Consider the following 24,717-nt stretch of genomic DNA (forward strand, 5'->3'; position numbering starts at 1 on the left):
TTTTATATCCTTTATCAAACGTCATTTCAATTGAACCGGAGTGAACCTGTTGAAAATACTGATGCAATTATCCGAAATGCAAAACTTTACACCAAACGAAAAAAGCATTGCATCCTATATTTTGCTTCATAAGGAAAGTATCCTGCACTTAAATATTCAGGAGCTTGCAAAGGCAACATATACTTCGCATTCCGCGATTAATCGATTAACACATAAACTTGGGCTATCTGGCTTCAAGGAGTTCATAATCAAACTTGCTCGGGAGTTTCAGCAGAATACCCAGAACATTTCCAATGTAGACCCCAACTATCCATTTGGTTTTGATGAATCCCCACTTCAAGTGGCGAAAGAAATTGCAGAATTAATGAAGGAAACGATAGAAAAAAACTTTACATTCATGGATGATGATTTATTGTCGCAAACAGCCCTATTGCTGGATCAAGCGAAAAGGATCTTTATATATGCGTTAGGAGATTCACAAATCCGTGCGAAAAGTTTCCAAAATAAATTAGTGAAAATTAACAAGTATGTGGTTATAGCTACGGAGCTGTCTGAGTGGGCGTACCATACGGCTAATCTTACGCCACAGGATTGCGCTGTTTTTTTAACTTACCACGGAAAATCACCGATCTTTTTAAAAGCAGCAAAGCACTTTACACATGAAAATATTCCCTTTATCACAATTACAGCAACCAGTCAAAATGAATTGGCCAAACTCAGTAATATCTGTATCCAGGTGCCTAATGACGAAGTAAAACATGCCAAGATTGGTACATTTTCGTCGCAAATTGCCTTTGACTATGTATTAAATGTGATCTACTCCTGTATCTATAAAATCGACTACTTAAAAAACATGCAATTCGCAACACAATCGTTGAAGAATTCGCATCTCAATGACATGATGAATGACGTGTAGAGGGATTAGCTTCTCTCTAACTGCAAAATAAGCGGCAATTTATAATTATATATGGTTGTTCTTCGACAAATAAGGTCTAGTTAGTTTTATGCTAACTAGACCTTTTTCTTTTATTGCTTCAAGCCCATCAGTACGGCCGACAGCAAGCTAGGAAAGCGTTCATTTAAATCGTCGTAACGGATAGAAATAAAGCGTTGGGTTCCCTCTATTCTCGTATGAATGACCCCTGATTCCCGAAGAACCTTAAAATGATGAGACAAGGTTGACTTTGGGGCTGAAATATCTAGCGAGCTACAGGATTGCTCCCCGTTTTCGTCTAAAATCTGGATGATATTAAGCCGAATGGGGTCACTTAAAGCATATAAAACTGTAGGTAGAGTAATTTCAATTACGTTAGGATGATACAGCGTTCTCAAGATCCGTTCACCTGCCTAACAAAGAATTATAGTTGCATTATAGCATATTGGAATGCTATATTTCTATTATTCGAAAATATTCGAACAATAGAACAAATGGAGGGTTTCGTTTTGAATAAAATTATCACCTTGTTTTTCTTGATCATGTTTTTCATTGGTACAGATACGTTCATTGTGTCGCCTCTTCTACCTATTCTTCGTGAAAGCTTCGGCATTTCTATCGAACAATCAGGCTGGATTGTTTCAGCCTATGCTTTAGGGTATGCTCTGTTTGCCTTAATTGCAGGACCGTTGTCAGATGCATGGAATCGAAAAAAAGTACTACTGTTCGGCTTACTTGGTTTTGGTATCTTCACTCTACTTTGCGGCTTTGCCGTTGATTTTTGGACCATGTTTGCTTTTCGCTTATTGGCTGGCATTAGTGCCGCTTTTGCCTCACCTCAAGTTTGGGCTGCCATTCCTCAGTTGGTTCAACCACATAAAGTGTTAAAAGCCATGGGAGTTGTCACCGCAGGATTAGCTTTTTCCCAAATGCTAGGCGTTCCCATTGGCAGCTATCTCGCTACCACCGGGTGGCAAACACCCTTTATTATGATTGGTTGCTGCACCTTCCTGATCGTTATTTGGACTGCTGTTCTCTTGCCCGCCTTGCCTCCTTCTATACAGAAGCAAAAGGCTCCCTCGATTAGGAACAGATACCGTTCATTGCTGCAGGGGTCAACACCTAAGGTCGCTTTTCTGGCCTACTTCCTGTTCCAACTCGGAAATTTTGCTGCCTTCTCTTTTATTGGCACATGGCTTTCCGACAAATTCAGCCTCAATGTTGCAAATATTGGTACGGTGATATTATTCCTTGGTTTAGGAAATACGATTAGTAGCTTATTTGGGAGCAGCTTAGTTAACAAAGTGGGGCCTAAGCACTCTTTGATCTATGGCGTAATTTTCATCGGTCTGCTTTATTTGCTTCTGCCCTATTTACCTAGTGTGACCTATGTCGAAATTACATATTTTCTGATCTTCCTTATCCTTGGAATGATTTTTCCGCTTATGATGAGTATGCTTCAAACCTTATCTGCCACAGCACGCGGAACAGTTTCATCACTTGCCAATTCTTCTATGTATTTTGGAACAATGGTTGGCTCTTTCACAGCAGGAATGCTATACGCTCACAGCGGTGGTTTTATTTCCGTTTGCCTGTTTTCTGTGATTTGTTTCGGTGTGTCACTAATCTTGTTCCTACGTAGCGGAGTTTTACTAGGTCTAAGATTAAAATAGAAACGAGTAACCATAAAATTTTGACATAAGCTCTATCTTTGGGCCAGGAAAAGAACTTATTTTACTAGAAAAGCCGCCAGTATGGCGGCTTCTTATGCTATCTAATGTTGTCTACCTTGAAGAATCAATTTTCATCAATAGCATTTCGAATATCATAATCATCGATATTGATATCCAAAGCCATTCCAAGTGCTAACTTTGCCAGTTGGCTTCCAATAAAGGGCCCCATGGTCAGTCCGGATGCTCCAAGCCCATTGGCAGCTATAAGACCGTTCCAGCCAGGAACAGCTCCAAGCACCGGTAGAAAACCAGGTGTAAACGGACGGAAACCAACTCTTACCTCCTGAAAAGTACTATTTGCTAAATCAGGTGCTAATTCTAAACCTTTATTTAGGATTTCCTGCATCCCGCCTGCTGTTACTCTTGTATCGTATCCTTCGATTTCATTTTCGTGAGTCGCCCCTATGACGATCTTCTGTTGATCAAACGCTAACAAATATTGATCAGAAGGCGGCATGATTACAGGCCAGGTGCCTGTATCTTGCCCATCAGGGATCTGTAAATGCATGATTTGTGCTTTTTGAAAGCTAACCTTAAAGCGAATGCCCAAAGGCAGCATCAGTTGATTTGCCCATGCACCAGCACAAACAATGACTACGTCAGACGAAAAGCTGTTTCCACCAACCGTTACTCCGGTTACATGATCGGAATCATATTGGAGCACAGCATCTCCATGGATAAGGGTTGCCCCATTTCTTTGTGCTGATCGGATCAACGCATCCCGCAGCGCACGACCATCTATACGTGCGGCACCGCTAATATGAACGGAGCGATAGCGATCTACTAACAAAGGAAAACGTTCATGGGTTTCCTTTTCATTGAGTTGCATAATTTCACCGATTTCCGGTGCATCTGTATGACGTAAATGTGCCCGTTCCTGCATTTTTTTGATTTTCTCTACATCATCATGAATACTGAGAGCTCCAACTTGAGCATAGCCAGTTTCTGTTTCCCCCTCGCTTTTAAGTTCTTCAATCAATCCGGGGTAAAAACGTGCGCCCGCTTTGGCTAGCTGGTACCAAGCTTGATTGCGTCGCTGTGATAACCAGGGACAAATAATGCCAGCAGCTGCATCAGTCGCCTGCCCTTTATCTTTGCGGTCTACAAGAATGACATCAGCGCCCAATTTTGCTAACTGGTATGCTGTCGATGCCCCCAGAATTCCTGCTCCGATTACGATAACCCTCTTCATGAATACATCCCTTTCCTAAATCACTGTATCCATTATAGCGAATACCGCATGAATGCATAAAGTTTGAAGCATTAATATTTCTATCCTTATAAAGTTCTTAGAATTGATCTGTAAAGTAGTTGTCAGAACGAATGAAAAGGATGAACTGATATGGATAACATTATTTTACAGACTAAAAATCTCTGCAAAACCTTTAGACGGCAACAGGCGGTGAACAACGTCACACTGTCTATTCAGGAGAATTCCGTCTATGGGCTACTTGGCCCAAATGGGGCTGGAAAATCAACCACCTTGAAAATGTTAACTGGTATGCTACGTCCGACAGGCGGTGAAATTTTATTCCAAGGAAAACCCTGGTCACGAAAAGATCTCGATCAGATCGGCGCACTGATCGAATCTCCTCCACTCTATGAGAATTTGACTGCTAGAGAGAATTTAAAGGTTCGTACAACCTTGCTCGGACTACCTGATTCACGAATTGATGAAGTACTGAAGATTGTTGATTTGACTCATACCGGGAAAAAACGCTCTGGCCAGTTCTCGATGGGCATGAAACAGCGGCTGGGCATTGCTATTGCGCTCCTCAACCATCCCAAACTACTAATTTTAGATGAGCCAACCAACGGACTTGACCCCATTGGCATTCAGGAGCAACGCGAGCTGATTCGCTCCTTCCCGAAGCAAGGAATTACCGTAATTCTTTCCAGTCATATTTTATCCGAAGTCGAACAAATCGTTGACCATGTCGGTATTATCGCTGGTGGCATATTAGCTTACCAAGAGGCGGTTACACCAGGACAAGACTTGGAATCGTTGTTCATGCAGATTGCACAGGAATACCGAAAAGGGGATGAGTAGGATGCAGCAATATATAGCCGCCGAACATCTAAAATTAAAGCGTACCTTCACGAAAAAGCTGGTCTGGCTGGCCCCCATCGTTACTCTTCTTCTGTGTACCGTGCTCATGGGGGGACATATGCTCCAAAGCGCCAGCTACAATTGGTGGTATTTCATGCTGCTGCCAGGTGCGCTCACCTTAATATGCTCAGGAGTGATCCAAAAGGATGGCAAGAAGCTGAAATACCGTGCTGTCCTTGGCATGTCTGTAGATTTGGCTCAGGTATGGTACGGTAAAATCGGGGTTTGCGTAAGACTCTTAATGGTTTCCTTTATTATTTTATTTATAGGGATAACTCTTGGCGGATTCGTATTCTCAACTTCCGTGACACTAGCAGAAAGCGTCGCTGCAACTCTGATCCTCTTCATCACCTTTTTGTGGCAAGTTCCACTTTGCCTGTTCCTGACGGATCGAATAGGCATGTTTGCCACCCTAATCATCAACATGCTGGGCAACGTAGCCTGCACCGTCTTGTTCGCTACGTCTTCTGTATGGTGGGCGGTACCCTATGCTATTCCAGCGCGATTGATGTGCACCGTCATTCAAGTGCTGCCTAATGGGCTTGCCGTTCCTTCAGGAGATCCACTTTTGGATAAAGGCGTGATTGTGCCCGGTCTAGTGATCACAATCTGCCTGTTTATAATTCTGTCGATACTGACGACGATGTCCTTCCGCAAGCGGGAGGCTAAATAAGATGATTTCTTTTTTCCGCTATCTGAAATCCGATGTGCTTAAACTTAGAAGGCAGCCCTTACTGCTTGTGCAGCTGTTTGTGCCGCTTTTAGGGATAGCAATCTTTCTAGCCTACTATTCCTTTACTCCGTATTCACCGATTTCGAAGATAGACGGCTATTTGCAGGTCCTGGCTGTGGTTCTTCCTACCATGATTGGTATTGTATGCTCCATTGTTGTTGAGCAGGAGTCAGTCGCTGGAAATTTCCAACACCTCTTGACCTCGCCGGTGAAGCTGTTACCTTTTTTGAGCAAGCTTAGCCTACTCCTGTGCTTGGGATTTGGCAGTGTGCTGCTTGCCTCAGGCGGCTTTGGGGCTGGCTATATATATCTTATGAAAGAGTCCCCGTATGGCTTGAAGTTTTATGTGTTGGCTGCCTACATTCTGTTTGTGTCCAGTGTGTTCCTTTATATTCTACATTTTTTCATTAGTTTGCGGTTCGGTAAGGGAGCTTCCATCGGCCTGGGTATTATGGAGAGTCTATTGTCCGCTTTGCTTCTTACAGGGCTGGGTGATCATAATTGGATATTCGTTCCCTCTGCTTGGGCGGCCCGGTTCATCACGATCTGGGTGCAATACGGCGTAAGCTCAGCAGATTCTATCCCTGAAGCTATACAGCTTGATTTGGGAATCAGATATTGCGTAGTAGGGACCTTAGTCATCATGGTATTATTAGGGTTATGGATTTGTCGTTGGGAAGGACAAAATTCGTTGGAGTAAAGATTAGAGTAAAGAAAGCAAGGGATGTGAATAAAGCATGGCAAACTTGTTGGCCGTTGATGACGAACCCGCCGTTTTGGCTCTCCTTCAAAATATTTTGCAGAAAGATGGCCATGTTGTCACGGTGGTCTCCGCCTCCCCACAGGTTCTCACCATGCAGCTCGGAGCATTTGATCTTATACTGCTTGACGTGATGATGCCTACCATGGACGGATTCACACTCTGCCGGGAAATTCGCAGCAAGGTAGACTGTCCGATACTGTTTCTTACCGCAAAATCCATGGAGAACGATGTGATGTTGGGGCTTGGGGATGGAGCCGACGATTATATTGTCAAACCGTTCGGCACTGGAGAGCTGCGCGCACGAATCAACGCCCATCTCAGACGGGAGAATCGTGAACGGCGTAATGTATTCTGCATCGGGGAAGTTCATTTCAATCTGTCTGGCAAGGAAATCACCGTTCAGAATGTTGTAGTCCCGTTTACCAAAAGTGAATATGAGATATGTAAGTTTCTAGCTTTGAACTGGGGGCAGGTATTCTCTAAGGAGCAGATTTACGAAGCGGTCTTCGGCTTGGATGGGGACAGCGATTCCGCCACCATTGTGGAGCATGTCAAAAATATCCGGGCCAAGCTTGGCAAAGTAGAGGTTTCTCCAGTGGAGACAGTTTGGGGGATCGGCTACCGATGGAAGTAACCAAAGTACAGCAAGCACGCAAGACTACTAAATTACGAACCATTTTCCTGGGTTATTTAGTTATGTTTTGTATTGGAACAATTGCGCTCGCTCTGTTCCTGGTCCTCATCTTCTATGCCCTGATATCTTATGGGGCCATTCTTCCCGCGAACTATGCGGAGAAGCAGGTACGGGAGGACAAGTCAATCATTGAAGCGGGCAAAACCCTGCAACCGAATTCTCAGATAAAACTGTATAAGTACGCGTTGTTCACTTCGGAAGGCCGCCTCATTGAAGGAAATCTTTCTGAAAACCAGGCCCAAGCCGCTTGGAGTGTTACGCAGCAGAGCAATACTGCGTATCAATTTCCTTATAACTATGTAAAAGTTCCACATCATGATGAAATTACTGTGATGCGCTATTCTGTCTCGGCACAGTTTGAACTTCCTATCCTGCGTCAATATCTGCCGAACGCAGAATTGTCCTTTTTGGCCGTGTTCTGTATCGCCTTCCTGGGGGGAGGTGCTTTACTGGCTTCCTCCTTCGGACGAAAGCTGGCACGTAAGATGAGCGGATTGCAGCAGGCTACCAAACAAATTCAAGCACAGGATTTGGACTTCTCAATCAAGTTCAGTGGCGTGATGGAGATCGATCAGGTACTACATTCCATGGATAAAATGAAAGAAACTTTAAAGACATCGCTTCAGAAACAGTGGAATCTCGAAAAATCCCGCCGCGAGCAAATTTCCGCTCTAGCACACGATGTCAAAACACCACTCACTATCGTTCGTGGAAACGTAGAGCTACTGTCCGAGACCGAACAGTCCGAAGAGCAAAAGAACTATACGGATTATATTGCGGAAAGCACCAGGCAGATGGAGCAGTATATTAAAACTCTCATTGACATTTCAAAAGCGGAAACACTAGTCACCCTGCGGGCGGAAACGATGGATGCTGACTTCTATTTATCGAAAGTGAAAGATCAGATAATGGCCTTGGCTGCTGTCAAAAAAATATCTGTAGCATTCGCTGCATATAACCCCCCTAAGACGCTGTATGCAGACCCAGTGCTACTTGAGCGCGCCATTATGAATGTTGCTTCTAATGCGGTAGATCAGGCGCCTGAATACAGCGAAATCCAGCTGATCGTAGAGTCTGTTGAAAACTGTATTCGGTTCAGCATCGTAGACGAAGGCCCGGGCTTCTCTCCAGCAGGTCTCAAACAGGCCGCCGAGCAGTTTTATATGGGTGATTCATCCAGAAGATTGAGTGGACATTACGGTATGGGCCTGTATATAACAAAATCCATTGTCAACCTACATGGCGGAAAGCTGAACATCGCCAACTCCACCCAGACAAGCGGCGGACAGGTAAGCATTGAAATACCAATCAGTGCATGAATCATACAAGCGAGAATCAATCCTATCGTATACCTTAATCATTCCAGGTGCGACCAAGCCTGATCAGATCGAAACTAATCTTCAAACGCTGAGTATTCAACTAACTGTAGAAGATCTTAAGCAGCTGGATATCCTTTTTAGTCAAAATAACTTGTTTACAGAGTAGCTGATTGTCAATTTATAACTCTATTAGCGGGCGCTTATAAAGCGCCCCTTTTCGCATTTTACGTACACTTATTGGATAGTAGACAAAAAAGAGTTCTAAAGTTTTCACTTTAGAACTCTTTTAACAGATGCATTTATTTGGTAATCGTAATTTGTTTGGATGCAGTATTATAGTTCACCTGATACCCCGAAAGCTCGCTAATCACTCGTAATGGAACCAGCGTGTAGCCGTTAACAATAACCGGAGCTGTGATGTTCGTCGAATAACTTCGGGAGTTGTTTAACTCATATACGGCAAGGGTCGAATTCTTGACTTGAAGCACTACCTGTTTGCCGTCTGTAGGTCGATTCAGAATAATCTTTTTGGTCGATTTTTCATAATTCACCTCGTAACCTATCCGTTCACTGATAAAGCGCAGCGGGACCATCGTCGCCCCATTAATGATCCGAGGAGCCTGAGCCATCGTCGTAGCACGACCATCGACATAAGCCGATTTAGCTCCTGGTGTCAGGGTGAACGAAGATGAATAGGAGGAAACCGCATTGTTAGGATATGAAGACGTTGTACCAGAAGTGGTTGTCGTAGTAGAACTCGTCCCAGATGATGAACTACCGGTACCAATCGCTCTATTGCGAATAGCTTCTAGCCGATCCAGCAGATCGCTTTTACGGGTTCCGCTCGGCAGATCACTGATTGCATCTCTGGCAGAACGCCAGTCGGACGCATTTAGACTGTTTTCCGCAATTCGCATCAAATCTCTTGCTTTCTCATAGTTCGATGAACTAGATGAAGAAGAGTAGTAACCATCCGAATCCGTGCGTTCTGATATCTTTACACCGCTAGATTCTCTTCCATTGCTATTGACAGTCACGACCTTAATCTCATACCAGCGTCCTTCTCGCAAATCCGTGATTTTATAGGACTCAGAGCTTGTAGTCCCCTTATAATCACCATCCACATATATCTTCACCTTGTCGGCTCGACTCGGCATATCATAGGTGATTTTGATCCAGGTGTCGCTTTTGCTATCTACTTCAAGATTGGACACTTCTGACGAATTGGAGGACGTACTGTCCGTTGTGGCAGTTAGTCTCACACCGGAGGACAATGTACCTGTGCTTCGCTTAGATCTTATCGTGAACGTATAGGTCTGGCTTGCCGAAAGGTTGTTGAAAGTATAGGATGTTCCTGTTGAATCGGTTACCAGTTGCCCGTCCTTATACAGACTGACCGTACTAATTCCACTAGGCCTTGTCCAGGAAACAGTAACACTATAGTTATTAACTGATGTCACTGAAGCACCTGTCACATCGGGCACAATATCGGTAGAGACCGTAGAAGTTGTAACTGGAATACTAACTCCTTGAGATATATTTCCGGATTTGTCTATCGTTTTGACCGTTACGGTATAGGCTGTGGCAGCATTCAAGACATTAAACGTGTAAGACGTGCCTGTGGTTCTTTGAATTTCTGTACCATTTAAATAGACAATCGCTTGGCTTAAGTCAGCATCCTTAGGCAATATGTAATTGATGGTAAATCCATTATATCCGACATTCGTCGCTGCCAGTCCGCTTACTTCTCCTGGTGGTGTCTTATCCACAGGACCATCAACGGAAGCCGTTTTAGCCTGTATTGTTGTACCGAGAGATTCATTTCCACTCTTATTCACCGTTTTCACGCGAAAGGTATATGTCGTGTTCGGCTGTAAACCGCTTAACATATAAGAGTTGCTTCTAATGTTATCTACATACACATCGTTAGTAACACCAACCACTTTAACGTGGTCAAAATTGATGTCCGACGGATTGTTCCAGGACAAATTTACTTTTGTTGTTTCTGTAGGAACCGCTGTCAGATTGCTTACCTCTGCCGGCGCGATATTCGCAGTCACCATTTGGCTCGACATTACTTTTAGCATTTGGTTAAGATAGGTGTTCTGACCATAACCTTTGGTTAACGTAGTCACTTTCGGACCTGAAGTAACAGGCACTTGACTACCTTGAGCGGTTGCTAATTTGGTATGTAACTGTGTTGTATTTAGGCCTGTCAGATTTGAGTAATGCCTCTCAGTCGGCAACGCGCTAGCCACTGCATCGGGTGTCAAAATGCCATATCCCGTATTCAAAATCAGTGTAGCCGTTGCGAACGGAGCCATCCATTGACGCAAACGTTTTTTATTCATATTCTATGCTCTCCTTGATACCAGTATGGAAATTTTATTTGTCAAAAACTAATAAGTTAAGCTTACAAGCCCTTCTGCTGCAATCCAGCTTTTAAAATATGTACCATAATGTACACACGTTCATTTAACTGTTATCGGAATTTGCATACAAAATGTTTAGGCTTCACACCGTATTTTTACTGATAGGGGGTCCGCATACAATAGGGATACACATTTTGACAAGTTAAATGAAATTACAATTATCGTTTCCAGGAGCGCTAAGCTGTGTGACGTTCGCATCTGCCGTAAATATTCGATATATCGTAACTTTCTACCGTTTAATAACAATGCATTATAGGATATATTAAATTTTAAGTAACAAGAGAAAGAGGTGTATTATGTTCAAAAATGCCTTTAAGATGTTTGGTGTCATTGGTAATATTGAAGCAATTTCATATCTACTACTTGTGTGTATCGCTATGCCACTTAAATACGCAGCTGGAATACCGCAAATGGTAAGCTGGGTGGGTATGATCCATGGGGTACTGTTCGTGGCTTATGTTGTAGCGACTGTGGTCATGCTAATTATGCGGAAAATAACGCTACTGCAAAGTCTTGCTGCCTTGATTGCCTCACTGTTGCCGTTTGGCCCCTTCATTTTTGATCGTAAGGTGCTTAAGAAAGCCGAAGCACGTGCGAGTCATACCAGCCCGATAAAAGCTACATAAGCATGTACAAGGGCAAGTGCCAATACAACAACGCGGCTTTCTCTTCCCACTCATGCAGCAGTATACAAAAACAACCGATGGCTCTAAACCACTCGGTTGTTTTTGTATACGCGAATTGTAAATTGTTACTTTCCCACAGCAGTAAGGGAGACCCTAACTTTGTCATTTTTTCGTCCCTTCTTGCTATATTTATGTAATCACAACAACTAATCTCTCGGGTAATTTACACTCATAATATCCATAAAAGGAACTTTATCCGTTTCTCCATTACTCTCTACATGAACCTTCCCTGTTCTTGGGTCCATTTTAACAATCTGTCCGCGGGTTGTTTCTGCGCGTCCCCATACGGTCAATACAACCTCGGATTGCTCTCGTTGTGCTTCTACAAGCTGATTCCCGATTTCCTCCAGTACAAATTCATCCCGAGTAGGCCGTTTGGGTACCTTCGCTTTTGCCACTTGCTATCACCCTTCCTTTCGTGCAAAATCAAAATCAAATTCAAATTCATTCTATTTTACCATACTTTTCATCATTTGGTGCTGGTAATGTGAGTAAAATTACGTCTCAGATATACAAAAAAGCCGAGTTCTCAAAAACGAGAACATCGGCTCTCTAAAGATACTTGTTGGAATTCATAGGAGCGATTGAAAATCGAAGAGACAAGGTCATTTGACCAACTGTGGAATGTAATCCACGATATTATAAATAGGAGCACTGCTCTGTTGTGTAACGGCCAAAATTAATGCACCTTCGAGCATCGAAATGATAAGTACCGCCAGACTGCGTGCCTTTTCCTCGTCCCAGCCCGATTCCTGAAGACGCTCCATATAGATGTGCTGCCAATCTGTAAACGTATTCACACAAGCATGACGTAGCGATTCACTAATACAGGAAGTTTCCGCAGCAGCCCAGAAGCCAATCGGCATGAAGTCGTTAAAGCCGGTACGGTCTGCCTCCTCAGCTGTATTACGAATAAAATCCTGAATGGCTAGTACTGGATTATCATTCCCGTCCAGGGTCTGTTTTAATTTTTGCTTTATAAACTCATTCCCTCTTCTTATGCACTCCAAAGCCAATTCTTCTTTACCACGCGGAAAATAATAATAAAGTGACCCTTTCGGTGATCCACTCTCCGCAAGAATCTGATTCAGTCCGGTCGCGTGATACCCCTGATGAAAAAAGAGCTTCGATGCGGTTTGTACGATATTCTCGTATGATTCGGGTTTAGCAGCCATATACAGCATCCTTCATTATTTAATATTTACAACTTATACTTTGACAAAAAAATAACAACATGTTTATTATATATAGACCGATTGTTATAATTCAACACTATTAATTTATTTGGAGGAACAAAAACAACATGAGTACAATGAGTCAAACAAGTTCACCCTCTGAACCCAAAACGTTCAAGGTGCTACCTATTATGATTGCGCTGCTCCTTAGCGGCTTTATTGGGATGTTCAGTGAAACGGCACTTAACATTGCACTGAATGATTTGATGCAGATTTTGCATATTACAACTGCAACAGCCCAATGGCTGACAACCGCTTATCTGCTTACACTCGGTATTTTAGTACCTGTATCGGGATTGCTGATTCAAACCTTTACGACAAGACAGCTGTTTGTGACATCGTTGCTGTTCTCAATAGCTGGTTGTCTCGTTGCTGCGCTTGCACCTACTTTTTCAGTGCTATTGATCGCACGTATTCTTCAGGCCATTGGCACGGCGTTGTTATTGCCATTGATGTTTAACACCATCTTGATCATTTTCCCAGCTGAAAAGAGAGGCGCGGCTATGGGGATCATCGGATTGGTCATTATGTTTGCACCTGCCGTGGGCCCTACCATTGCAGGACTGGTACTGCAAAATCTGTCTTGGCACTGGATCTTCTGGATCTCCCTTCCGTTCTTAGTTCTCTCACTGATTTGCGGTATTTTATTTATGCAAAACGTTTCAAAAACGACCAAGCCCAAAATTGATTTTTTATCTATCCTGTTATCTTCCATTGGCTTCGGCGGTGTCGTGTTTGGTTTCAGTAAATCCGGAGAAGGTGGCGAAGGTTGGGCTAGCCTGATGGTTCTGCTTCCTGTGATTGTCGGTCTGATATCGTTGATACTGTTCTCTGTACGTCAATTGAAAATGAAGCAGCCTATGTTGAATTTGCGTGTATTTAAATACCCTATGTTTGTTATTGGCGTTATTATGGTGTTCCTATGTATGATGACGATCCTTTCTACGATGCTGATTCTTCCACTCTTTTTGCAAAAGGGGCTGGCTCTGTCTGCTCTAACAGCAGGTTTAGTACTTCTGCCCGGTGGGATTATCAACGGCCTCTTGTCTCCTATTATGGGTTCATTGTTCGATAAATTCGGTCCCAAGTGGCTTGTCATTCCAGGACTTGTGATTGTAGCTGCTGTTTTGTTTTTCCTGTCCGGCATTACAACAACATCAACTCTTGTACTCATTATTGTGCTTCATAGCTGCTTGATGATCGGCATTTCCATGATTATGATGCCAGCTCAGACAAACGGCCTAAATCAGCTCCCTATGGATCTATACCCAGACGGAACAGCCATTATGAGTACGCTCCAACAAGTTGCTGGTGCAATCGGTACAGCTGTAGCGGTAAGCATTCTCTCCAAAGGTATGGAAGGCTATTTGAGCCAATCCAGTATGCCTGAATCCGTAAATGAAATGGCCAATGCCATGACAATCGGATCACAAAATTCATTTTTCTTTGCGATGATCATCAGTGTGATCGGGTTGATCCTTGCCTTTTTCATCCGCAGAGTTCATGTTGAACATGGCACTGCCAAAGCTCCCATGCACTAATTCATAATTTTCATGTGATCCCAAATTAAAAATATGTGAATAAACTTAAAGACTGCTAACCATATCACTATTGGTTAGCAGTCTCAGGCTGTCGAGAAAGTCTCGACAGCCTATTTTATGTTAATTTTGTTTAAGACGACACCGCGTTAATGTTGTATAATATAGGTAACTATTGTAGAACGGATGGTGTTGATATGCTACGTTCCAATCGCGAAAAACAACAATCCTACGAATTTGTTTCCATCGAAGATCTGGTTCCTCAAGATCACTTGCTCCGCAAAGTAGATAAGTATATCGATTTTTCGTTTATCGATGATAAAGTTCGACCACTGTATTGTGCAGACAACGGGCGTCCTGCCATTGATCCTACCGTATTGTTTAAAATGATCTTTCTCGGTTATTTCTATGGCATTCGCTCAGAACGGCAACTCGAGCGAGAAATTCAGACGAACCTAGCTTATCGTTGGTTTCTGGGGTTGGGCTTAACGGATAAAGTTCCGGACCATACGACGATTAGCTGGAATCGTCGCACTCGCTTTAAAGACACCACGATCTTTCAAGATATCTTCGATGAAATTGTGCTGCAGGCGATCTCTCACCGAATGGTGGGTGGGCGTGTTCTCGTCACCGATTCCACACACGTCAAAGCCAATGCTAACAGGCACCGGTACACCAAAGAACAAGTGTTGCAGAATACCAAAGACTATATGGACGAGCTGAACGAAGCGGTGAAGGATGACCGGAAAAACCACGGAAAAAAGCCTTAAAATCCCGAGAGGAAGTGAACGAAGAAAAAGAAATTAAAGTGAGCAAAACAGACCCGGACAGCGGCTATATGATCCGTGATGGCAAGCCCGAAGGCTTCTTCTATCTGGACCACCGCACGGTGGATATGAAGTACAATCTGATTACGGATGTGCATGTGACGCCGGGAAATGTACATGATTCTGTCCCCTATTTGTCCCGTTTGGATCGCCAAAGAGAACGTTTTGGTTTTCAAGTAGAAGCTGTTGCACTAGATTCAGGTTATTTAACAACGCCGATTTGCCGAGGTTTGCAGAACCGAAAGATTTTTGCCGTGATTGCTCACCGAAGATTCCATCCCAGACAAGGACTGTTTCCGAAATGGAAGTTTGAATACGATGCCAAACGCAATGTGTATAGATGCCCAGCCCAACAGGAACTGCCCTACCGAACGACGGACCGTAAGGGATACCGGCAGTATGCCTCTGACCCAGCTCAGTGCCAGCATTGCCCACTGCTAAGTCAGTGTACCCAGTCTCGAAACCACCGCAAAGTAGTGACTCGGCATGTCTGGGAAGACAGCAAAGAGTGGGTACGGAGCAACCGGCTGAGCCCATCTGGTAAAAAGCTGTACCGCAAACGAAAAGAGACGATTGAGCGAAGCTTCGCGGATGCCAAGAGCTCCATGGGTTTCGCTATTGCCGTTTGCGCGGTCTTCCAAACGTCAGGGAACAAGCCCTTATGACGGCAGCCGTGCAGAACATGAAGAAGATGGCGATCCACCTAGATCGCCTGGAGAAACAGGGGTAACCCCCCCTGCTTCTCCAGAGACCAGAGCATTATGATGTAAAAAAGAAACCCACGTCTCAAAATGACGGGGTTTCTCGACAATCTGAGAGAGTCATCTCGACTCTCTTTTAAGATGCTATATCTCTCAAATGATTGCTTACTTTAAGCTCCTTCCATTCCTTTTTTCTTTCGTGTTGCTGCAATTTGTGTCATGATCATTAGAATGATGATCACAATCATTCCAATCATAGCAGGAGTGAAGCTATGGGAAGCATCATGAATCCAGCCTAGCAATATTGGACCCATCGCTCCAATGACATATCCAGCAGATTGCTGCATCGCTGACCAGGAAGTAGCATCGTTCACATTGGTTGTAGAATCAATCGGTAACATCAGGTTTAAAGTGAACAAGCCCCCTGCCCCAACTCCAAAGAGTACAACGGAAACCATAGGCATGAAATTCATCATCAATAAAACCAACCCAACAATCATGAACAGAGATTCACCAACCAACCATACACTTCTTGAGGGAAAGTTCTTCAATAATACAGGAAGTACAAAGCTAATCGGAATTTGGATGACAACAAATATAGTCAGACAAAGCGTTGCATAGGATTTGCTATACCCCATTTCCTGAATCATCAACGGGAGCCACGCTGTAAAAGAATAAAACAACATCGCCATTAATCCAAATGAGAGCGTAATCGTCCATGCTCTTCTATTTCCCCAGGGAAGTTTAATTTGCGGACGTTCTTTTATTCCACTCACATGAGCAGATTCAGATTTCGGCTTCACCATGATCCACCACATGATCGCTGCTACAAAGGCAACTACTGCCCACCCTCCTACTGCTATCTGCCAAGAATTGAAATATGCCTCTATGGGAATGGATACCATTGAACTGCCCGCAGCCCCTACAGTGATTGCAATACTATAGAGTGCAATCATGGATGGAACATGATCGGGAAAATACTTTTTAATAAAGCCTGAAGTTAACGGGCCAATCGAAGCGATCCCGATACCTACGATTAATGCAGATAAAAGTAAAACGGACGTAGACTGTGTAAATAGCCGAGTGGCTATTCCGAATCCCACCACAATCAGGGAATATCCAATGATTCGTTCTATTCCCCATCTCCCACTTGCTTTGACGGCAAAAGGTGAAAACACACCCATACATAGTACAGGTATTGACGTTAGCAAACTGGCTAGTGCAGCGCTCATCCCCAAATCTTCCCGAATCGTATCTAGCAGCGGAGATATGGAATTAATAGCCGGGCGCAAATTCAATGTAGCAACAAATAATGCAATAATTAAAAATATATTTTTCCTCATTGTAATCTCCTTCTGATCTCATTCTCATGTTATCTAGGCTCTATTCTACGTGGAGAGAAAGATAAAAAAGTAGGTGAAAAGAGACATATTTATAGGTGAATATGGACATTCAACGAAATTATACGTAAGATAATATCAAACATTAGGAATATAAAGGAGCCCTCTCATGAGTATCAGACACAGCAATTATATTATGTCCGGAGACGATCTTTTCGCGCCTAGCGTTCCGATTAATGTGAACAGGGTTTATGAAACGTTTGAACTAAACTCCCATTCCCATGATTTTTTTGAAATCACATATATCAGTGAAGGTGAAGGTGTTCATTATATTGATGGTGAAGCAGTTCCTGTGGAGCAAGGGACTATTATTTTCATTCCAGTTGGGTGTGCTCATGTGTACAGGCCCAAAACCCTCATGAAAGATCGCCCGCTGATCGTTTACAACTGTTTGTTTCAAGAAAAGTATCTAACGGAACTCCACTCCTGTTTTCCGCAAGCTCCGGACATAGGTGAATATTTCGCAAACAAGCAGTTACATTGGTTCTCTATGAAAGATCTTGATGGTACATATCATTACCTGTTCCGAGAACTTTATCGAGAATTTGCGACAAAACCTCCAGGATATTTGGCTGCTCTCTCTGCTCTCGTCATGCAAATACTAATCGGTTTATTTAGAAATCAAGTACAGAACGTTGCTTCCCTAGAAAAAAAGACGCACTGGATGGCTGTCGATGAAGCAATTACCTTTATCAACTCTCATTATGCAAGCGGGCTTAGACTTAGCGAAATTGCCGATCGAGCTAACCTTAGCAAGCGGCATTTCAGTCGTCTTTTTCAAGACCATACCGGAATGAGCTTTACGAATTACTTGCAAAACCTCCGTATGGATGCAGCATGCCGTCTCCTATCAGAAGGCCACAGCAGTGTAGCCGAAATTGCCGCATCAGTCGGATATGTGGATATGAAATTCTTTCATCAACTTTTCAAGAAAAAAGTCGGAATGACGCCCCTAGCTTACAGACATACATGGCGTCAGACTAAATAAAAAACTACAGCATACAAAAGACAATAGGTTTCAACAAGCGTGGCAGTAAAGTGTCTCTATCGACTCCATCAAACTTATCCCACGAATGCGCCTCCGATGGGAAGATGGCCCAAGTGTATGCCTGAATCGGAGCTATATCCATCTAACGCCGGCTTCGCCACTCGGGACTTTAACCTATAGATAGCGTCCCTGCTGGGGACACTAAAAAAGCCGCTATATTAGCGACTTTTGATGTTCCAACAGTCATCGGTATTTGTAGCTATGTTACCGAAATGTATCGTTTAGTATACATACTTTTAATTTACTATTGTTTTCTTTCGACGTTCTCTAAGCAAAATATTTCTTGGTCAATTGCCGCATATTCAGTATTCTGTAGGTTAAATCTCAAGTCCTTGTTGCTATTAACGAAACAAGCTGCTCCCGTTGCTCTCAATGACATCTTTATACCAGTGGAAGGACTTCTTACGAAAGCGTTCCAATGTTCCTGAACCATCATCATGACGATCTACATAGATAAATCCGTACCGTTTTTTCATTTCTGCGGTTGTTGCACTAACCAAGTCGATACAACCCCATGATGCATATCCCATTAATTCAACACCATCTTGGATGGCTTCAGCGACTTGAAGCAAGTGCTCCTTCAAATATTTAATACGATAATCATCAATAACGGTTTTGTTACCATTTTCGTCCGTAATCAGTTCATCTACGGCTCCTAATCCATTTTCAACGATGAATAATGGCTTCTGATAACGATCATACATCGCATTCATGATGTACCTTAAGCCTTGAGGGTCGATCTGCCAACCCCAATCACTCGCGGTCAAGAGCGGATTAGGAACACCACCAATCAGGTTTCCTTCTCCTTTAATTTGCTTAGCAGGATCAGCTGTTTCGCAACTACTTTGATAATAGCTAAAGGAAATAAAGTCAACGGTATTTTTCAAAATTTCTTCGTCACCAGGCTCGAAATGAATAGTAATCCCATTATCTTTCAAATAACGTTTCATGTAACCCGGGTAATAACCACGCACATGAACATCCGTAAAACCTGTGTTCTTATGATCCGCTTCCATCACTCTGATCATATCATTAGGGTCAGGAGTCAATGGGTAAATCGGCATAGCAATGACCATACAACCCACTTTTAACTCTGGGTTGATTTCATGCGCTATTTTAACTGCCAGTGCACTTGCAACAAACTCGTGGTGAACGGCTTGGTAAAGATCCTGTTTGCTAAGTTGATCCTTAGGCGTGTTAATCCCGCCACTTGCAAAAGGGTGTTCAAGAATAGAGTTAATCTCGTTAAATGTGAGCCAATACTTCACTTTGTTTTTGTATCTCTCAAAAATAGTTCGCACATATCGTTCATAGAAATCGACCATTTTTCGATTCGCCCATCCATCGTATTCCCTAACAAGATGTAGAGGAGTCTCATAATGAGAGATCGTAACTAGAGGTTCAATCCCGTATTTCAGGCACTCGTCAAAGAGATCGTCGTAAAATTGGAGACCTTTTTCGTTTGGCTCAAGTTCATCCCCTTTTGGGAAGATTCTGGACCAAGCTATAGACGTACGAAAAACTTTGAAACCCATTTCGGCAAGGAGTTTAATATCTTCTTTATATCGGTGATAGAAGTCAATCGCAAATAACTTCATATTATCCTCTGTTGGTTCTACCGTCGGAGGTGTTTGAATGCCGTTTGGCATGATATCCTGAATGGAAAGTCCTTTTCCATCTTCTTGATATGCACCTTCTATTTGGTTTGCAGAGACGGAACCTCCCCACAAAAAACCGTTAGGAAATTGAAATGTTTTACTCATTTGGTAAGCCACCTTTCTTTTAAACCTTCAGCGGATCTGGATATATAACGAATCTCACTTGATCGGTTTTTTATCATGTATTTGTTTTCACAACTTATGTTACATAGATTCATGCATAAAATAAATGTTATTTCGTATTTAGTACAAGGTATCAGAGATTCACATTTGTAACATAAAAGTAACGCAGTGTTTCTAAAGATTACTGTGTGCAAGCTCAAGGGTAACTGTAATTCAATTTCGCCATCATAATAAGTAACAACATAAAAAAGCCGCCAAAACTGACGACTTCATCATGATAAGTTACTCCATTAAATGTGTTTTAGCTTGCTTCCGGATTGATTTCTCCTAACTTGAGGTCAGATGGCAGGTTTCGTATTTACAATGTTCTGGAGACTTTCCTTAATCTGATTCGTAACTTCGTGACCATGGTACGTAATCACTTTTTTAATATCAAGCTCTAACAGTTTAGCAATCGAATCGTATGCAGTCGTATGATCCAACGTTTGTTCGTCATCAAAAGACAAGAGACAACCATCTTTCGAATTTAAAGCATCGCCAGCAATTAGTGTTTTGCTTGGGATATGATACAGCGACATGTGATCTGGTGTGTGTCCTGGTGTAAAGATCACCTGAATACCACCTGCCAAGGGAAGAATGTCTCTATCCTTTAATGCTGCATGAACGCGCACGGGCGGTGCGAAATCTTTACTTTTAATAAGCGGAGTAGCTCCTGTCAAATAAGGTACCGCTTCCTCATGAGCGAGCACCGTAACCCCGTTTCCCCTGGCCTCAACTAATTCCGGCAGACTGCCAATGTGATCCCCATCTTGATGCGTAATAATAATATGCGTCAGCTTATCTAAACTGAAATTTTCTTTTTCGAGTAACTTACGGATTTGTGTCAATTGTCCAGGAATACCGGTATCAACAAGTACTACATTCTCATCATCCCATAACAATATTGGATATACTATAAATGGTTTCCTATTATATTCCATTTCAAGTTTAATTGCTTTAATTCCATTATTCGGTTGAGACATTAGACATACGCTCCTTCAATTTAGTAAACATATTATATTACTTAAAGTAAGCAACAAGTCAACCCTTTTTACACTCACTCTCTTACTGGTTTGTACTTTATGCTAAAAGAGCACCTAAAAAGAGATGCCTTCTCGTCCTCTTTTTTTGTACGTTTTCATTTGAACACAAAAGAAACCCAAGGTTATTATTCACTCGGGTTTCTCGCTATTTAGTGAGGTGGTCATACTCACTCTGATAAAAAATGATTTTCACTTGGTGATTTTGGCTGTTTCATCAATATAATGGATAACAACTTAAGTGAATGACTCGTGACTTATTGTTCATCATCCATATGATCTACTCCCCATTTGCAAAGCTCTTGCAGAGCAGGAATGAGGGACTTGCCACGCTCTGAAAGATAGTACTCAACTTTAGGCGGTACTTGTGAGTATTCATGGCGTGTAATGAGCGAATCAGCCTCTAGCTCTTTTAATTGATTGCTAAGCATTTTGTGAGTAATTCCTTGAAGCGCTTTTTTCAACTCCCCGTAACGCATAATATCTTCCTTCAATAGTAAGAATAAAATATGTAATTTCCATTTACCACTTATTAGCGATAAGGTATACACAAATGATTCATTACTGTCTTCTTTTTCATTTTTTGTTTTAATTGGAATCATTTAATACTCTCCTTTTTGATAGTATCTCACTAAAAAGTGCATACTATTCTTTTTTTATGTTTCCATTATACTATACCTCATAACTGAACGGAGGTATTTTAAGCTATGAAAGATCTCAGTCCACGTGCTTTTGGTTATGGCTATCCCATGCCACTTTTGATGATATCTACTTACGATGAGAATGGAACTGTCAATGTGATGAATTTGCACTGGTGCACGATGAATCACGGAGGATATATCAATTTGGGTATTGGTACGAATAAAAAGACGCACGAGAATATAGAAAAAATGGGTGCCTTTACGGTTGGACTGGCCACTCAAGATCTCATGATGGAAGCTGACTTTTTTGGCTCAGTGTCAGGGTATAGAGATCCTGATAAATTCGCAAAAACAGGTTTGAAAGCTACCAAGAGCAAATACGTTAATGCACCAATTCTTGAAAAAAGTACTGTGGTAATCGAATGTGAACTTACAGAGATTGTAAGAGGTACTCATATCCATGCAATTGTCGGCAGAATGGTCAATATCGCAGTGGATGAATCGGTCTTAAATGAAAAGGGTAAAATTGATGCCAAGAAGACAGGCATGTTGTTTTTTGATTCATTCAGCAATGCCTATTTCACTCTAGGAGATAAAGTTGGAAATGCCTGGAATGAAGGAAGATCATTTTTGTCTCTTAATGGTTAATTCTTATTTCTCAATGAAGTGTCCAACAAGAAAATAAACTAACAATGAAAAGGTGAATTATAATGGCAATTAAGCCTGTTGATTTAAATAAAGCATACCGTTTATTGCAAGTAGGTCCAACAACCATGATTTCTGCTAAACATGATGGGATAGAAAATGTAATGGCAGCCGCTTGGGTCGGTCTGGTGGGAAATAATAAAGTGATGGCATATATCGGCAAACAAGCTTTCACACGTGAACTCGTTGAAAAGAGTGGTTACTATGTAGTACATGTTCCAACGGTTCAACAAATGGAAACTGTCTTGTATGTTGGTGAGCACAGTGCTAAAGATATGGATAACAAACTTGATAATATCCCAATCTTTTACCAAGATGAATTTGATTTTCCACTAGTTGAAGGTTCCGCTGGCTGGCTAGTATGCAAAGTAATCCCAAATGCTCAAAATGAACAAGAACTTGATCTTTTCATGGGTGAAATTGTCGGTGCTTGGAGTGATGATCGAGTATTCAACAACGGACATTGGATTTTTGATGATGCTCCTGATGAATTGCGTACAGTACACTATGTGGCTGGCGGTCAATTCTATGCAATTGGAAAAGGTACTAAATTTAATCACGGACCTGGTAAAGACTAAATCAATTTGTCTCTATACAAACAAGGGAATCCTTGTTCAATAAATCAATAAATAAGCTAGAGGTAAACCTCTAGCTTCAGGCTGTCGAGAAAGTCTCGACAGCTTCTTTTATGTTAATTTTGTTTAAGACGACACCGCGTTAATGTTGTATAATATAGGTAACTATTGTAGAACGGATGGTGTTGATATGCTACGTTCCAATCGCGAAAAACAACAATCCTACGAATTTGTTTCCATCGAAGATCTGGTTCCTCAAGATCACTTGCTCCGCAAAGTAGATAAGTATATCGATTTTTCGTTTATCGATGATAAAGTTCGACCACTGTATTGTGCAGACAACGGGCGTCCTGCCATTGATCCTACCGTATTGTTTAAAATGATCTTTCTCGGTTATTTCTATGGCATTCGCTCAGAACGGCAACTCGAGCGAGAAATTCAGACGAACCTAGCTTATCGTTGGTTTCTGGGGTTGGGCTTAACGGATAAAGTTCCGGACCATACGACGATTAGCTGGAATCGTCGCACTCGCTTTAAAGACACCACGATCTTTCAAGATATCTTCGATGAAATTGTGCTGCAGGCGATCTCTCACCGAATGGTGGGGGGGCGTGTTCTCGTCACCGATTCCACACACGTCAAAGCCAATGCTAACAGGCACCGGTACACCAAAGAACAAGTGTTGCAGAATACCAAAGACTATATGGACGAGCTGAACGAAGCGGTGAAGGATGACCGGAAAAACCACGGAAAAAAGCCTTAAAATCCCGAGAGGAAGTGAACGAAGAAAAAGAAATTAAAGTGAGCAAAACAGACCCGGACAGCGGCTATATGATCCGTGATGGCAAGCCCGAAGGCTTCTTCTATCTGGACCACCGCACGGTGGATATGAAGTACAATCTGATTACGGATGTGCATGTGACGCCGGGAAATGTACATGATTCTGTCCCCTATTTGTCCCGTTTGGATCGCCAAAGAGAACGTTTTGGTTTTCAAGTAGAAGCTGTTGCACTAGATTCAGGTTATTTAACAACGCCGATTTGCCGAGGTTTGCAGAACCGAAAGATTTTTGCCGTGATTGCTCACCGAAGATTCCATCCCAGACAAGGACTGTTTCCGAAATGGAAGTTTGAATACGATGCCAAACGCAATGTGTATAGATGCCCAGCCCAACAGGAACTGCCCTACCGAACGACGGACCGTAAGGGATACCGGCAGTATGCCTCTGACCCAGCTCAGTGCCAGCATTGCCCACTGCTAAGTCAGTGTACCCAGTCTCGAAACCACCGCAAAGTAGTGACTCGGCATGTCTGGGAAGACAGCAAAGAGTGGGTACGGAGCAACCGGCTGAGCCCATCTGGTAAAAAGCTGTACCGCAAACGAAAAGAGACGATTGAGCGAAGCTTCGCGGATGCCAAAGAGCTCCATGGGTTTCGCTATTGCCGTTTGCGCGGTCTTCCAAACGTCAGGGAACAAGCCCTTATGACGGCAGCCGTGCAGAACATGAAGAAGATGGCGATCCACCTAGATCGCCTGGAGAAACAGGGGTAACCCCCCCTGCTTCTCCAGAGACCAGAGCATTATGATGTAAAAAAGAAACCCACGTCTCAAAATGACGGGGTTTCTCGACAATCTGAGACTGCTAACCATATCACTATTGGTTAGCAGTCTTTTTGATATGAATTTACATACACATTCGTCAATTACATATTTACAAAGCACCTTCATTTGGTTACGATATGATTTATGAGTTAAAGCGTAAAAATTACGATTACTATTAAGG

At 42.6% G+C, this 24,717-nt stretch carries 22 protein-coding genes and 1 pseudogene; 14 read left to right on the top strand and 9 right to left on the bottom strand.

The genetic code is table 11. From position 1 onward, the window contains the following. The first annotated feature begins 49 nt into the window (after window positions 1-49). Window positions 50-916, top strand: coding sequence for a MurR/RpiR family transcriptional regulator (locus tag MLD56_RS12945; protein WP_029515164.1), 867 nt, complete (start codon window positions 50-52; stop codon window positions 914-916). Window positions 917-1,026: 110 nt separating this feature from the next. On the opposite strand, the gene MLD56_RS12950 is transcribed toward MLD56_RS12945, so the two are convergent. Continuing rightward, a complete protein-coding gene (locus tag MLD56_RS12950) occupies window positions 1,027-1,332 on the bottom strand; it encodes an ArsR/SmtB family transcription factor (protein WP_029515163.1) in 306 nt (101 codons plus the stop codon). A 111-nt stretch (window positions 1,333-1,443) separates the two neighbouring features. Here MLD56_RS12950 and MLD56_RS12955 point away from each other — a divergent pair, with 111 nt between their 5' ends. Further along, window positions 1,444-2,607 (top strand): MFS transporter, encoded by a 1,164-nt coding sequence (locus tag MLD56_RS12955; protein ID WP_029515162.1) that lies wholly within the window; start codon window positions 1,444-1,446, stop codon window positions 2,605-2,607. A 124-nt stretch (window positions 2,608-2,731) separates the two neighbouring features. Here the strand turns inward: MLD56_RS12955 and MLD56_RS12960 are convergent, their stop codons facing one another. After that, window positions 2,732-3,859, bottom strand: a complete 1,128-nt coding sequence (locus tag MLD56_RS12960; RefSeq protein ID WP_029515161.1) for an NAD(P)/FAD-dependent oxidoreductase — start codon at window positions 3,857-3,859, stop codon at window positions 2,732-2,734. Between the two features lie 150 nt (window positions 3,860-4,009). Here MLD56_RS12960 and MLD56_RS12965 point away from each other — a divergent pair, with 150 nt between their 5' ends. The 5 genes from MLD56_RS12965 to MLD56_RS12985 are packed head-to-tail and all read left to right on the top strand — an operon-like array spanning window position 4,010 to window position 8,286. Next, a complete protein-coding gene (locus MLD56_RS12965) occupies window positions 4,010-4,717 on the top strand; it encodes a lantibiotic protection ABC transporter ATP-binding protein (protein WP_029515160.1) in 708 nt (235 codons plus the stop codon). 1 nt (window position 4,718) lies between these two features. After that, complete coding sequence (locus MLD56_RS12970) at window positions 4,719-5,450, top strand: lantibiotic immunity ABC transporter MutE/EpiE family permease subunit (RefSeq protein ID WP_029515159.1); 732 nt, start codon at window positions 4,719-4,721, stop codon at window positions 5,448-5,450. Window position 5,451: 1 nt separating this feature from the next. Further along, on the top strand, window positions 5,452-6,210 hold the full coding sequence (locus tag MLD56_RS12975) for a lantibiotic immunity ABC transporter MutG family permease subunit (RefSeq protein ID WP_029515157.1): 759 nt from the start codon (window positions 5,452-5,454) through the stop codon (window positions 6,208-6,210). A gap of 37 nt (window positions 6,211-6,247) precedes the next feature. Next, a complete protein-coding gene (locus MLD56_RS12980) occupies window positions 6,248-6,907 on the top strand; it encodes a response regulator transcription factor (protein WP_029515155.1) in 660 nt (219 codons plus the stop codon). Further along, the gene (locus MLD56_RS12985; protein ID WP_029515154.1) at window positions 6,898-8,286 is read left to right on the top strand and encodes a HAMP domain-containing sensor histidine kinase; all 1,389 of its coding nucleotides are present in this window, start codon (window positions 6,898-6,900) and stop codon (window positions 8,284-8,286) included. The genes MLD56_RS12980 and MLD56_RS12985 overlap by 10 nt, the downstream gene beginning before the upstream one ends. A 299-nt stretch (window positions 8,287-8,585) precedes the next feature. Here MLD56_RS12985 and MLD56_RS12990 read toward each other — a convergent pair whose 3' ends face one another. Then, window positions 8,586-10,637 (bottom strand): fibronectin type III domain-containing protein, encoded by a 2,052-nt coding sequence (locus tag MLD56_RS12990; RefSeq protein ID WP_029515153.1) that lies wholly within the window; start codon window positions 10,635-10,637, stop codon window positions 8,586-8,588. 377 nt (window positions 10,638-11,014) lie between these two features. Between MLD56_RS12990 and MLD56_RS12995 the strand changes: the two genes are divergently transcribed. Continuing rightward, window positions 11,015-11,344 carry a DUF3817 domain-containing protein gene (locus tag MLD56_RS12995; protein ID WP_029515152.1) on the top strand — a complete coding sequence of 110 codons (330 nt, stop codon included), beginning with the start codon at window positions 11,015-11,017 and terminating at the stop codon, window positions 11,342-11,344. Between the two features lie 206 nt (window positions 11,345-11,550). Here MLD56_RS12995 and MLD56_RS13000 read toward each other — a convergent pair whose 3' ends face one another. Together MLD56_RS13000 and MLD56_RS13005 are read right to left on the bottom strand one after the other, a co-directional pair. Continuing rightward, complete coding sequence (locus tag MLD56_RS13000) at window positions 11,551-11,802, bottom strand: YolD-like family protein (RefSeq protein ID WP_029515150.1); 252 nt, start codon at window positions 11,800-11,802, stop codon at window positions 11,551-11,553. A gap of 207 nt (window positions 11,803-12,009) precedes the next feature. Beyond that, window positions 12,010-12,579 carry a TetR/AcrR family transcriptional regulator gene (locus MLD56_RS13005; protein WP_029515149.1) on the bottom strand — a complete coding sequence of 190 codons (570 nt, stop codon included), beginning with the start codon at window positions 12,577-12,579 and terminating at the stop codon, window positions 12,010-12,012. Between the two features lie 137 nt (window positions 12,580-12,716). Between MLD56_RS13005 and MLD56_RS13010 the strand changes: the two genes are divergently transcribed. Then, window positions 12,717-14,180, top strand: a complete 1,464-nt coding sequence (locus tag MLD56_RS13010) for a DHA2 family efflux MFS transporter permease subunit (RefSeq protein ID WP_069011926.1) — start codon at window positions 12,717-12,719, stop codon at window positions 14,178-14,180. A 194-nt stretch (window positions 14,181-14,374) separates the two neighbouring features. Further along, window positions 14,375-15,734 (top strand): annotated as a pseudogene (locus MLD56_RS13015) (IS1182 family transposase). Between the two features lie 141 nt (window positions 15,735-15,875). On the opposite strand, the gene MLD56_RS13020 reads toward MLD56_RS13015, so the two are convergent. After that, window positions 15,876-17,048, bottom strand: a complete 1,173-nt coding sequence (locus MLD56_RS13020) for an MFS transporter (protein ID WP_029517522.1) — start codon at window positions 17,046-17,048, stop codon at window positions 15,876-15,878. A gap of 166 nt (window positions 17,049-17,214) precedes the next feature. Here MLD56_RS13020 and MLD56_RS13025 point away from each other — a divergent pair, with 166 nt between their 5' ends. Beyond that, window positions 17,215-18,093: an AraC family transcriptional regulator gene (locus MLD56_RS13025; protein WP_029517523.1), complete on the top strand. Its 879-nt coding sequence runs from the start codon at window positions 17,215-17,217 to the stop codon at window positions 18,091-18,093. Window positions 18,094-18,494: 401 nt separating this feature from the next. On the opposite strand, the gene MLD56_RS13030 is transcribed toward MLD56_RS13025, so the two are convergent. From MLD56_RS13030 to MLD56_RS13040, 3 genes are all read right to left on the bottom strand, one after another. Then, complete coding sequence (locus MLD56_RS13030; RefSeq protein ID WP_029517524.1) at window positions 18,495-19,916, bottom strand: glycoside hydrolase family 1 protein; 1,422 nt, start codon at window positions 19,914-19,916, stop codon at window positions 18,495-18,497. Window positions 19,917-20,272: 356 nt separating this feature from the next. Further along, the gene (locus MLD56_RS13035) at window positions 20,273-20,956 is read right to left on the bottom strand and encodes an MBL fold metallo-hydrolase (RefSeq protein ID WP_029517525.1); all 684 of its coding nucleotides are present in this window, start codon (window positions 20,954-20,956) and stop codon (window positions 20,273-20,275) included. A gap of 314 nt (window positions 20,957-21,270) precedes the next feature. Continuing rightward, a complete protein-coding gene (locus tag MLD56_RS13040; RefSeq protein ID WP_049816991.1) occupies window positions 21,271-21,615 on the bottom strand; it encodes a winged helix-turn-helix transcriptional regulator in 345 nt (114 codons plus the stop codon). A 105-nt stretch (window positions 21,616-21,720) separates the two neighbouring features. On the opposite strand from MLD56_RS13040, the gene MLD56_RS13045 reads away from it, so the two are divergent. From MLD56_RS13045 to MLD56_RS13055, 3 genes are all read left to right on the top strand, one after another. After that, window positions 21,721-22,302, top strand: coding sequence for a flavin reductase family protein (locus MLD56_RS13045; protein WP_029517527.1), 582 nt, complete (start codon window positions 21,721-21,723; stop codon window positions 22,300-22,302). 62 nt (window positions 22,303-22,364) lie between these two features. Then, a complete protein-coding gene (locus MLD56_RS13050; RefSeq protein WP_029517528.1) occupies window positions 22,365-22,937 on the top strand; it encodes a flavin reductase family protein in 573 nt (190 codons plus the stop codon). Between the two features lie 187 nt (window positions 22,938-23,124). Beyond that, a protein-coding gene (locus MLD56_RS13055) for an IS1182 family transposase (RefSeq protein WP_241113295.1) occupies window positions 23,125-24,485 on the top strand; the annotation gives its coding sequence in 2 pieces (ribosomal slippage) (window positions 23,125-23,692 and window positions 23,692-24,485; 1,362 coding nt in all). The last annotated feature ends 232 nt before the right edge of the window (window positions 24,486-24,717 follow it).

Origin of the sequence: Paenibacillus peoriae, assembly GCF_022531965.1 — a bacterium.
Classification (GTDB): domain Bacteria; phylum Bacillota; class Bacilli; order Paenibacillales; family Paenibacillaceae; genus Paenibacillus; species Paenibacillus polymyxa_D.

Excerpts from the sequence above, each read along its gene's own strand:
- MLD56_RS12995 (WP_029515152.1), top strand. The coding sequence starts at position 11,015 with ATGTTCAAAAATGCCTTTAAGATGTTTGGTGTCATTGGTAATATTGAA.
- MLD56_RS12980 (WP_029515155.1), top strand. The coding sequence starts at position 6,248 with ATGGCAAACTTGTTGGCCGTTGATGACGAACCCGCCGTTTTGGCTCTC.
- MLD56_RS13005 (WP_029515149.1), bottom strand. The coding sequence starts at position 12,579 with ATGGCTGCTAAACCCGAATCATACGAGAATATCGTACAAACCGCATCG.
- MLD56_RS13045 (WP_029517527.1), top strand. The coding sequence starts at position 21,721 with ATGAAAGATCTCAGTCCACGTGCTTTTGGTTATGGCTATCCCATGCCA.
- MLD56_RS13040 (WP_049816991.1), bottom strand. The coding sequence starts at position 21,615 with ATGATTCCAATTAAAACAAAAAATGAAAAAGAAGACAGTAATGAATCA.
- MLD56_RS12960 (WP_029515161.1), bottom strand. The coding sequence starts at position 3,859 with ATGAAGAGGGTTATCGTAATCGGAGCAGGAATTCTGGGGGCATCGACA.
- MLD56_RS12965 (WP_029515160.1), top strand. The coding sequence starts at position 4,010 with ATGGATAACATTATTTTACAGACTAAAAATCTCTGCAAAACCTTTAGA.
- MLD56_RS13025 (WP_029517523.1), top strand. The coding sequence starts at position 17,215 with ATGAGTATCAGACACAGCAATTATATTATGTCCGGAGACGATCTTTTC.
- MLD56_RS12970 (WP_029515159.1), top strand. The coding sequence starts at position 4,719 with ATGCAGCAATATATAGCCGCCGAACATCTAAAATTAAAGCGTACCTTC.
- MLD56_RS13035 (WP_029517525.1), bottom strand. The coding sequence starts at position 20,956 with ATGTCTCAACCGAATAATGGAATTAAAGCAATTAAACTTGAAATGGAA.
- MLD56_RS13020 (WP_029517522.1), bottom strand. The coding sequence starts at position 17,048 with ATGAGGAAAAATATATTTTTAATTATTGCATTATTTGTTGCTACATTG.
- MLD56_RS12985 (WP_029515154.1), top strand. The coding sequence starts at position 6,898 with ATGGAAGTAACCAAAGTACAGCAAGCACGCAAGACTACTAAATTACGA.
- MLD56_RS12975 (WP_029515157.1), top strand. The coding sequence starts at position 5,452 with ATGATTTCTTTTTTCCGCTATCTGAAATCCGATGTGCTTAAACTTAGA.
- MLD56_RS13030 (WP_029517524.1), bottom strand. The coding sequence starts at position 19,916 with ATGAGTAAAACATTTCAATTTCCTAACGGTTTTTTGTGGGGAGGTTCC.
- MLD56_RS13050 (WP_029517528.1), top strand. The coding sequence starts at position 22,365 with ATGGCAATTAAGCCTGTTGATTTAAATAAAGCATACCGTTTATTGCAA.
- MLD56_RS13010 (WP_069011926.1), top strand. The coding sequence starts at position 12,717 with ATGAGTCAAACAAGTTCACCCTCTGAACCCAAAACGTTCAAGGTGCTA.
- MLD56_RS12990 (WP_029515153.1), bottom strand. The coding sequence starts at position 10,637 with ATGAATAAAAAACGTTTGCGTCAATGGATGGCTCCGTTCGCAACGGCT.